Annotated in this window: 4 protein-coding genes and 1 pseudogene; all 5 read right to left on the bottom strand. The window is 71.5% G+C overall.

Translation table 11 applies throughout. The features are described 5' to 3' along the window. Nucleotides 1-989: 989 nt before the first annotated feature. On the bottom strand, nucleotides 990-4,013 hold the full coding sequence (locus IE278_RS41345) for a glycosyl hydrolase (RefSeq protein WP_189780181.1): 3,024 nt from the start codon (nucleotides 4,011-4,013) through the stop codon (nucleotides 990-992). 177 nt (nucleotides 4,014-4,190) lie between these two features. Next, complete coding sequence (locus IE278_RS41340; RefSeq protein ID WP_189780180.1) at nucleotides 4,191-4,820, bottom strand: hypothetical protein; 630 nt, start codon at nucleotides 4,818-4,820, stop codon at nucleotides 4,191-4,193. A 162-nt stretch (nucleotides 4,821-4,982) separates the two neighbouring features. Then, nucleotides 4,983-6,893 carry an AMP-dependent synthetase/ligase gene (locus IE278_RS41335; RefSeq protein ID WP_246571808.1) on the bottom strand — a complete coding sequence of 637 codons (1,911 nt, stop codon included), beginning with the start codon at nucleotides 6,891-6,893 and terminating at the stop codon, nucleotides 4,983-4,985. Between the two features lie 129 nt (nucleotides 6,894-7,022). Next, nucleotides 7,023-7,853: pseudogene (locus tag IE278_RS41330) on the bottom strand (ThuA domain-containing protein); the annotation flags it as partial. Nucleotides 7,854-7,897: 44 nt separating this feature from the next. Then, a partial coding sequence (locus tag IE278_RS41325) for an RICIN domain-containing protein (RefSeq protein ID WP_189780178.1) occupies nucleotides 7,898-10,028 on the bottom strand: 2,131 nt, incomplete at its 5' end.

Genomic DNA, 10,028 nt, shown 5'->3' with positions numbered 1-10,028 from the left:
CGCGGGGTCCGACGGGGCGGACGCAGCGCCGAGTGACCGGCCGACCGACCCGGCGGGGCGCCGCAAGCCCGGCCGGACGGCCGGACGGTCGCGATCAGCGCCGCGCGGGCCGACGCCGTGCAGCGGCTGCGGCCGGCTGGACGCCGATGGATCGCCTCCGGCCGCCGGGTGCCGTGCGTCGAAACCGACCGTCCGGACGCCGAGCACCGACTTCGGCTATCCGGGCGTCGTACACCGGCCCGGGCCGTACGGACGCCGTGCACCGGCTCCGACCGTCCGGACGCCGTACACGGCCCCCGGTTATCCGGACGCCGTGCACCGACCTCAGCCGTCCGTACGTCGTATACCGGCTCCGGTTGCCCGGACGCCGTGCATCGGCCCTGGCCGCCCGTGCGTCGTGCACCCGCTCCGGTTGGCCGGGCGTTGTGTATCGGCCCTGGCCGGCCGGAGGTTGGGCACGGGCTCCGGTTGTGCGGACGTCGTACTCCGGTCCGGGCCGGCCGGAGGTTGGGTACCGTCTCCGGTTGCCCGGGCGCCGTGCATCGGCCCTGGCCGCCCGTGCGTCGTGCACCCGCTCCGGTTGGCCGGGCGTTGTGTATCGGCCCTGGCCGGCCGGAGGTTGGGCACGGGCTCCGGTTGTGCGGACGTCGTACTCCGGTCCGGGCCGGCCGGAGGTTGGGTACCGGCTCCGGTTGCCCGGGCGCCGTGCAGCGGCCCTGGCCGGCCAGGCGTCATGCACCCCCTCCGGTTTGCCGCACGGCGTGTATCGGCCCTGGCCGGCCGGGAGTTGGGCACTGGGTCCGGTTGGCCGGGTATCGTGCACCGGACCCGGCCCGCCGGAGTCCTGTACCGGACCCGGCCCGCCGGAGTCCTGTACCGGACCCGGCCCGTCGGAGTCCTGTACCGGACCCGGCCCGCCGGAGTTCCGTACCGGAACCGGCTGCCGGCCGGGCGCTCGTGCAGCGTCCGGCCGGTCGGCCGGGGGCCGGTCAGGCGATGCGGGTTTCGCCGTACGGGATCAGGCGGACCGGGCCCAGGAGGCCGTACGCCGCTCGGGTCAGGCCGCCGTACACCGCGGGGTCGCTGATCCGCAGGCGGTTGGCGAGCGGGGTGGCCACCTCGACCTCGATGACGTTCGTGCCGCGTTCGAGCAGGTCGCCGAGGTCCACCACGGGGTGGATCTGGTCGACCGGGTCGAGCCGGTGGCCGTTGACCGTGACCCGGCAGGTGTCGGTGACCGAGCCCAGCTCCAGACGTGCGCCGTGCCCGCCGGTCCAGCCGCGGCCGAGGGTGACGGTGGTGCGGTAGCGGCCGATGCCCGAGACATCCGCGAGCTCGGGAATCTGCGACCAGGGCACCAGCGCGTCCAGCGTCACCTCGTGCTCGACGACCGTGGTCCTGGTGGCCGAGGCGCCGGGCCGCCAGTCCTGGACCCGCAGGTTCCACGACGTCAGTTCCATCGGCTCGGGGATGTCCTTGAGCGTGGCGCTGACGGCACGTCCCTTGGAGAGTTCGGTCCGGTACGTGCCCGCGGCCGTCGCCCGGACGGTGAGGCCCGCGTCCGTGAAGCGCACCTCCTCGGCCTCGCTGTCGACGGCGTACGGGCGGGAGCCGTTGCGGTCGCCGAAGAGCCCCGGCCTGCCGATCGCCACGATGAGGGTCTCCGCGGGCTGCAGGGTCACCCGCACGGTGACCGAGTCGCCGTCCTCCGTGTAGCGGGCGACGCGCTCGGCCTTCCCGGTCCACGGGTCCAGCAGGTACGGCACACCCTTGGCCGTGGTGCGGTGCAGGGTGACCTCGTGGTCGATCGCGGCGACCGCCGGCTTGACCGTCTCGGCGTGCTTGCCGTTGCACAGGTAGTAGTAGTCGACGCCGTCCGCCACCCGGTGGGCGTTGAGGAGCGTGGAAGCGGTCGCGTACCCGACGTCGGGCCGCACTCCGAGCGCGGTCAGCGCGTCGCCGACCAACGTCTTGTCGGTGACCTTGCGGACCAGCGGCCTGGCCAGCAACTCCTTGACCACGGACAGCAGTTCGTCGCTCTCGCCGGTGTCCGGGACGCCGGGCGGCACCACCGTGTCCCAGGCGCCGAGCAGCACGATCGGCAGCCCGGCACGGCTGAACCGCAGCAGGGCGCGCGCGTCCCGCAGGGCGAGCGTCACCGTGGACCCGTAGAAGAAGTCGCCCTCGACGAACAGGGCCTTGTAGGCGGGGCCGTCCGGCGCGAGCCGTCCCTTGCGTACGACGGCGGACGGCAGGTCGAGGAGCGGGCCGCTGAGGAACTGGTGGCTCCAGCCGAGCGTGATGCCCGTCGAGGTGAACCAGGACGCGCCGATACCGGTGGCCGTGTAACCGGTCTGCCGGAACACCGCCACGTCCGCCTTGGCCTTGCCGGTCTGCAGCACCTGGTGCACTCGGCCCAGGTAGCCGGAGACGTCCGGGACGTGGTTCCAGGTGGGATGCCTGGGCCCCCAGGACTCGCCGTACCCGGCCACACCCTTGTACGGGGTGAAGGCCGCGTAGCCCGGCCAGTTGACGCCCGGGAACTCCGCGTAGGAGAAGCCGTGCACGACCGTCTGGTTGACCCCGGCGGCATAGGCGCCGCCCATCGTGCGCAGGAACTTCTGCCACGTGGTGCTGTACGCGCCGCCCGTGTACGCGCCCGCCTCGCACGAGAGCACGGTGTGCCCCGCCATGTCTCGGCCACCGGCCAGGCACCGGTAGTCGTCGAGGTTCTTGAAGCCCAGTGACTCGCCCTCGGCGATGTCGAGGATCGCGGCCGTGGCGATGGCGTCGGTCTGCAACCCGTAGGGCTGCGACCGCAGTCGCAGGCCGAGCGAGTGGGCCCAGGTGCGCAGCGCCGTGACGTGGTGCTCGTTGAAGAGGGTGGAGACCGTCTCCCAGAAGTCGTGCCGGATCTGGCGGGTGACGGCGGCCTCGAAGGCGTACACCTGGTTGCTGTTGTCCAGGACCAGGGCGGGCAGCAGCGGCAGCAGGGCCCGGCCGGTGTGCGCGCGGAACGCGTCGGGCAGGCCGGGCGTCCACTGGAGTCCGTCGGTCTCCAGCTCGATGGAGTCCTCGAAGAGCGCCCCGCCGGACACCTTCAGCAGGCGGCGGACCGACTTCGTGAGGATGTGCCTCTCCCAGAAGTCGGTGATCGCGCGGGTGCCGGCTGCGCTGAAGTGGTCGACGACGTAGGCGGGCGGGTCGGTGTGCGGTCCGGCCTCCGGGGTCTGGCCGGAGCCGCGCACCCAGTACGCGATCACGACCCAGGTGCCGTCGTCGGGCGCGGTCCAGTTCAGGGCGCTGCCGCTGACGGTGGAGGTGAGGTCGCGGACCGAGTCCAGGTCGAGCCCGGTCTCCTTGCGGGTGGAGTTCGCGGTGTTGACCCGGGCCGCCTGCACGGCGAGCAGCCGCTGCTCGGTCACGCCGGACGCCGCCTCGTGGACGGGTGCCGGGACCGGGCCGGAGAACGTGGCGCCCGGGGCCAGGGTGGCCGCTCCGTGGGCCAGTTCCTTGACGGCCGCGTCGCTGTCGGGGGTGATGCCGGGGACGGCGGCGGGCCAGCTGGGCCCGACGGTGAGGTCGACGGTGAGACCCCGCCGGGCGGCCTGGCTCAGCGCGGCCTCGACTCCCGCGACCCAGGCGGCGGTTCCCCAGCCGTGGCGGGCGGTGTCCAGGGCCGAGGTGTCGGTGACGCTGTGGTGGACGGCGGCTATCTCGGCGCCGCCGAAGCCCGCGTCGGCGATCTGGTCGATCTCGCGTCTGATCTCGTCCGGCTGCACCAGGCCGTCCGGCCACCACCAGCGGAACTTCGGGCGCACCGCGCGGCCCGGCTCGGCGAACCGCGGGGAGGAGGGGCCGGTGGCTCCCGCGGGGGCGGCCGAGGTCGCGGCCGAGGCGCTGCCGGGCGCCGCCCAGTCGATGACGCCTGCGGCGGCCGCCGTGGCCGCCGCGGCGGCGAGGACGGTACGGCGGGGGAGGCCCGTCCGGGGAACTGCGGTGTGGTCGTTCATGGTTCCTGTCCGCTCTTGGAGGGCAGCACAAAGAAGACCCCTGAGGGGTCCAGGGAGAGTTGAATCGTTTTAATCGCTACGACGCTGCGAAAGTAAGTCGCTCGATCAAGAGGCGTCAAGAAGCGTGCACGACACAAATTTCCGCGCGGCCGGACCGGACGACCCGCCGGCAGCCACCTAGCGGCGGATGTCCTCCACCTCGCCGAAGCCGCCCGTGGGGCTCCAGCGCAGGCGTGTGAGCCACTCGGTGGACGAGTTCGTGAACAGCAGATCTCCGGTGCCGGCCACCGGCGCGGCCTTCTCCCAGCCGTCGAAGTCCTCGGTGGCCTTGGTGTCCCAGGCCGAGAGACCGCGGGTGCCGACCGCCGCGACCGACTCCGTCGGCGGTTCGCCGTCCGCGCAGTACACACCCCAGTTGGCGATCGCCGTGACCGTGCCGCGGAACGCCTTGAGCGTGATGCTCTGACACGCGTCGCCCTCGGTCGCGTACACCAGGCGGGGCCTGCTCCACGGTCCGCCCGCGGTCTCCTGGTGCTGCTCCATGAGACCGCGCCCGGCCGCGTAGTACATGCCCACGCGACCGCCGCCGTCGGACCACTCGATGTCGTCGACGAAGCGGGCGTGCGAGGGGGAGGGGCGTGGCCCGGACGGGGTGGGGGAGCCGCTGCCGGCATCCCCGGTGCCGGTGCCGGTGCCGCTGCCCGCGTCTCCGGCTCCGGCGTCCGGGTTTCCGCAGGCCGCGGCGACCGTCAACAGTACCGCCGTCGCGGCCCAGGCCGGCCACCGGCCACCGTGTACTCGTCGCATGTGTCTCCCCCGGTTCCGGCCCCGTCGCGCGGCCCTCGGTGCCGTCGCGACGGGTGAGTCCGCACAGAACTGTGCGGGCAGGGTCCATGGGACCACGGCGGACCGGACGGGACCACGGTCGGCCCGCCCGGACGCGAACGGCACCCGGGTGCCGGCGACGGCTCAGCCGAAGACGTTGTCCGTCTCGTCCCAGCTGAAGGGGTCGGCGCTGGGAGCGGGCGGCAGGGCCCGGGGAGTGCGCGACGACTGGTACATCGCCTCGATCTCGGCCGCGTACCGCTCCGCGATGGCGTCCCTGCGCAGCTTCATCGAGGGGGTGAGCAGCCCGTTGGCCAGGTCGAACGCCTCCGGCAGCACCCGGTACACACGAATGGACTCCGAGCGCGACACGGTGGAGTTGGCCGCGCCGACAGCGCGGTTGATCTCCTCCCGCAGGGCGTGCTCCTCGCGCAGTTCGCGGTCGTGGGCGTCGCCCGGCACGGCGTGCACCGAGCGCCAGTGCGCGAGGTACTCGGGATCGAGGGTGATCAGGGCGCCCACACAGGGCCGGTTGTCCCCCACGACGACCGCCTGGTGGACCAGCGGATGGACGCGCAGGCGCTCTTCGAGAGCGGCGGGGGCGACACTCTTGCCGCCGCTCGTGATGACGATGTCCTTCTTGCGGCCGGTGATGCTCAGATAGCCCTCGGTGTCGAGCCTGCCGATGTCGCCGGTGGCCAGCCAGCCGTTGTGCAGCGCCTCCCGGTTGCCCGCCTCGTCGTTGACGTAGCCCTGGAAGACCGAGGGCCCCCGGACGAGGATCTCCCCGTCGTCGGCCACATGGATCTCCGTGTCGGGCAGCGGCTGTCCCACGGTGCCGGACTTCTCCCGGCCGACGGGCTGGGCCGTGATGCCGCCGCTCGTCTCCGTGAGCCCGTATCCGTCGTGGACGAAGATCCCGATTCCCGCGTAGAACAGGGCCAGTTCACGGTTGAGGGGGGAGCCGCCCGAGACGGCGCCGCACACCCGTCCGCCCAGGGCGGCGCGGAGTTTGCGGTACACCGTCTTGTCGTAGACGGCGTGCTGCAGCCGCAGATCGAGGCCGGGGCCCGCGCCCGTGCCCAGCCGCTGCCGCTCGGCCGCCGCCGCGAAGTCCTGCGCGGTCCGGACGGCACGCTCGAACAGGGCGCCCTTGCCCGCCTCTTCGGCCTTGCGGAGGAAATTCTTGTACAGCTTCTCGAAGACGTACGGGACGGCGTAGAGATAGGTGGGCCGGAACGACAACAGGGACTCGGCCAGGGTCTCCGCGCGCAGGTCGGGCTCATGGCCCATGAGGATCCCGCCGCGCATGCACAGCCCCTGGATCATCAGGCCGTAGACATGGGAGAAGGGCAGGAAGGCCAGGACGGCGGGCTGCTGCCCGGGAGGCGCCGCGGTGTGTCCCCACCCGGCCAGCAGGGTGTCGCAGGGGCTCGCCAGACTGCTGTGGCTGAGCGCGCAGCCCTTGGGGTGTCCCGTCGTGCCCGAGGTGTAGGCGATGACGGCCGTCGAGTCCGGCAGCACGATCCGGCGCATCGACTCGACGGTGGTGACCGGCACCGACAGGCCCGCCTCCGCCAGGTCCGCCAGCGCCCCGGCGTCGAGCTGCCAGACGTGCCGCAGGGACGGCAGCGTGGCGCACACCGAGCCGACCGTCATGATGCCCTGCTCGTCCTCCACCACCACGGCGACACAGCCCGCGTCCCGGAGGATCCACGCGACCTGCTCGTGCGAGGAGGTCGGATAGATCGGGACGATCTCGGCGCCCACCGTCCACAGGGCGTAACTGAGCACGGTCCACTCGTAGCGGGTGCGTGCCATGACGGCCACGCGGTGGCCCGGGAAGATCCCGGCCGCGATGAAGCCCCGCGCCACGTCCAGCACCTGGTCCCGCAGCTCGATCGCGGTGACCTGCGACCAGGCTGCGGGAGAGGTGTCGGAGCGGCGTGCCAGTTGCGGCAGGAAGGGGTCGCGTTCAGCTGTCTCGAAGAGACTGTCCGCGAGCCCGCCCTGCATCAGGGGCGAGGCCTGTCTGGATACTTCCAAGGGGTGCATGTGCCGCTCCAGAATCTCCTCAGAGCGCCCCTCCGATGGAGTCCGGAATCGAGGGCGTTCGAAATCTAGCCCACGACGGCGGGACTTGGGTCACGAACGGACGATCGACCTGTCCTGATCTCGTTGCGCTGCGCCACCGAGCCACTTCAGTCCGTCGAGCAGAAAACGGTTCTGGGAGGCACTGGCGAAGGTGGACGACAGCGGGGTGTTCGTCGCGTAGTCCATCGCGTTGTGACCGACGTTCGCGTAGAGCATCCGGTACTTCGTGTTGGTCCACAGAACCGGGTAGTAGCCGCTGTACCAGGTCTGGTTCGGATCAGTGCCCACCGGGAAGCTGCCCGGGTCGATGGAGGCCAGGATCTTGATGTCCGGATTGCGCCGTAGGTCGTTCGACCAGCTGTACCACTCGTTGACCGACGACGCGAAGGTGGCGGGCAGGTTGCCGGTGGAGGGATGGGTGCGGTCCTCCACCCGCAGAGTGGCCGACGTCGGACCCCAGGTGTTCGACTTGAAATTGCCGCTGCCGAGGAACTGCTGGTGATACCAGGGCCATTGCTGCGCCTCGGTGGTGAAGGCGGAGACATGGAAGCCCAGCCAGCCGCCGCCCGCGCGCATGTACCGCTCGAAGCCGGACCGCTGGGCGGCGCTCTGCGGCAGGTCGTCGAGGAAGAGGACGACCTGGTACGCGTCGACGCCCCCGTTGGACAGCAGGTTCCAGTTGGTGCTCGCCGTGTAGGTGAAGCCGTTCTCGGCGGCCCGGGCCGGGAACCACTGGTTGGCCTCGCGGACGAAGCTGATGTGCGCGGCGTCCCACGTACCGCTGTAGAGGGCGAGCACCTTGAAGGGCGCCGCCTTCGGGGCCGCGTGGGCGGGCGGCGCCGCCAGTCCCAGCAGGGTCGCCAGCAGGACGAGCACCTGGAGGGCGATGCGTACCGGACCGGACGTTCTGATCCCGTTCATGATGTGCCCCTTCCTGTACGTCGACTCGTCGTACGTGCGCGCTGTCACGGGTAGCTGACGAGGTTGGCGACGTTGGTGGCGGAGTTGGACGGGCCGCCGCGATCGTTGACGACATGGCGGATCGTGCCGGTGCCGCCGAGCGAGACCGTCACCATGCTGCGGAAGCGCACGTTCGCCGAGTTCGGGGCCTCGATGGCGTGTTCGGCGGTGACGGCCGGGTTCACGTTGAAGTAGCAGTAGCTGCCGAAGCCGTACACCTGGTGGCTGGTCACGGAGTTCGCGACCTTGTAGGCGGCGTAGCCCTGCGTCGAACCGTTCATCCAGGCCGCCTGGTGGGGCGGGTCGTAGGGCATCTCGTTCTGGTAGAAGTACGTGCGCCCGCCGTTGCCGTTCCAGATCGTCTGGTGCTTCTGGTAGTGCTCGACGAACAGGCCGTACATGGTGACGTCGTCGCCGTTGACGACGAGCCCGGTGTCCGCGGTGTTGGTGTTCCAGCCGACGCCGTTGCCGTGGTCGGCGCGCCAGATCCACAGATGGTCGCCGATGACGTCGTCGCTGTTGACCGTGAGGCTGGTGGTGGCCTTGCCGACGGCCGCGCCGCCGATCCGGAAGAACACGTCGTGCAGGGAGCTGGGGTTGCCGCCGTGGTCGGCCGACGAGCCGCCCGGGCCCATCTCCAGGAGCTGCGCCGAGTTGGTGGTCCCCGCGTCGAAGAGGATCCCGGCGAGCTTGACTCCGTCCACGTCGGCGACCGTCATGGCCGTGATCCCGTTGTCCGGGATGAGGGTCGCCAGGCCGAGGCCGAGTACGACGGTGTCGGGCCGGGTCACCTTGAGGGTCTGGTTCAGGTGGTAGACGCCGGGGGTGACCAGCAGGTTCTTGCCCTGCGCGAGAGCGTCGTTCATCTGTGCCGCCGTCGCGCCCGGCTTGACGACGAAGAAGTCCGACAGCGGCAGCGAGGCGCCCGCCGGGGTGCCGGCCGCCCAGGTGGTGCCGCGCGAGTCGGTGCGTACGGCGGGGACGAACACCTTGTACGCGCTGGCCGCGTCCACGTACAGGAAGGGCTTCTCGCGGGTGACGGGCGCACGGTCGACCGTCGTGTACGGGGGACTGGGGAAGGTGTTCGCGGGGGCGTTCTGCGCGCCGACGAAGACCATGTTCCAGTTGGAGCCCGTCCAGCTCGACCACTCGGTGTTCCGCGACAGCCACTGCTGCTGCGAGCCCGACCTGACCTGCCCGTCGATCTTCGTGTCGGCCATGTAGCCGCCGCTCGACCAGCCGCCGTCGTCGAGCTGGAGGTTGCCGCGCAGATGCATCCGGCGGTACGGGGCCGCCTGCGAGACGGCCCAGCGGTCGGTGCCGGAGGTCGGGGTCACGGACAGGTTCTCCGCCGAGCGCCAGAAGTTCTGGGTGGCGTTGCCCTGGAACCAGTCGGCCTCGGCGTGCACCGAGCCGCGGATGTTGACGTCGTCGGGGGAGAGGCCGAGTCCCGCGACCTGCGTGTAGAAGCCGACGTTGGCGTTGGCGTCGTAGGTGCCCGGTTTGAAGAGGAAGGCCTTGCGGGCGGTGCCGAACTGGTTGGTCTCCTGCTGGGCGAAGGCCGCGTTCAGGCTGTTCTGGATGGTGGCGGCCGGGGTGGACGGGTCGAACACGGTCACGTTCGGGCCCAGGTCAGGGGTGCCGGGCGGCTGCTGCGCGGCCACTGGATCGACGCGGAAGGACTGGGCGGCGGAACCGTTGCAGGTCCACTGCTGGAGCTGGACGCCGTCGGCGGTCGACGCGCTCGGCACGTCGAGGCACTTGCCGCTGTTCCGGTTCACGAAGTGATAGGTCGTCCCGCCCGCGTCCGCGACGGGCTGCCACTGCTGGTTCGTCCCGCCGCCGTACGTCCACAGCTGCACGGCCGCGCCGTCGGCGGCCGAGACGTCGGCGACGTCCCAGCTCTTCGTGGCGTCGGCGCGGTTGTCGACCCGGACCCGCCCGTCACCGGTGTCACGCAGCTGCCACTGCTGGGCCTGGCTGCTGTTGCACGCGTACTGCTGGACGGCGGTGCCGTCGGCGGTTCCGGCGGCCCGGGCGTCGACGCACTTGCCGCTGCCGGCGTTGACGACGGTGGCCCAGCCGGTGGGGAGGGCGGCGGCGAGCTGCCCGGCGCGCGGCGCGGGCGGGGCCGCC

Origin of the sequence: Streptomyces tauricus (assembly GCF_014650955.1) — a bacterium.
GTDB lineage: Bacteria > Actinomycetota > Actinomycetes > Streptomycetales > Streptomycetaceae > Streptomyces > Streptomyces tauricus.
Note: the sequence above shows the minus strand (reverse complement) of the source record. Positions and strands in the feature narration are given on the sequence as shown.

Excerpts from the sequence above, each read along its gene's own strand:
- IE278_RS41345 (WP_189780181.1), bottom strand. The coding sequence starts at position 4,013 with ATGAACGACCACACCGCAGTTCCCCGGACGGGCCTCCCCCGCCGTACC.
- IE278_RS41340 (WP_189780180.1), bottom strand. The coding sequence starts at position 4,820 with ATGCGACGAGTACACGGTGGCCGGTGGCCGGCCTGGGCCGCGACGGCG.
- IE278_RS41335 (WP_246571808.1), bottom strand. The coding sequence starts at position 6,893 with ATGCACCCCTTGGAAGTATCCAGACAGGCCTCGCCCCTGATGCAGGGC.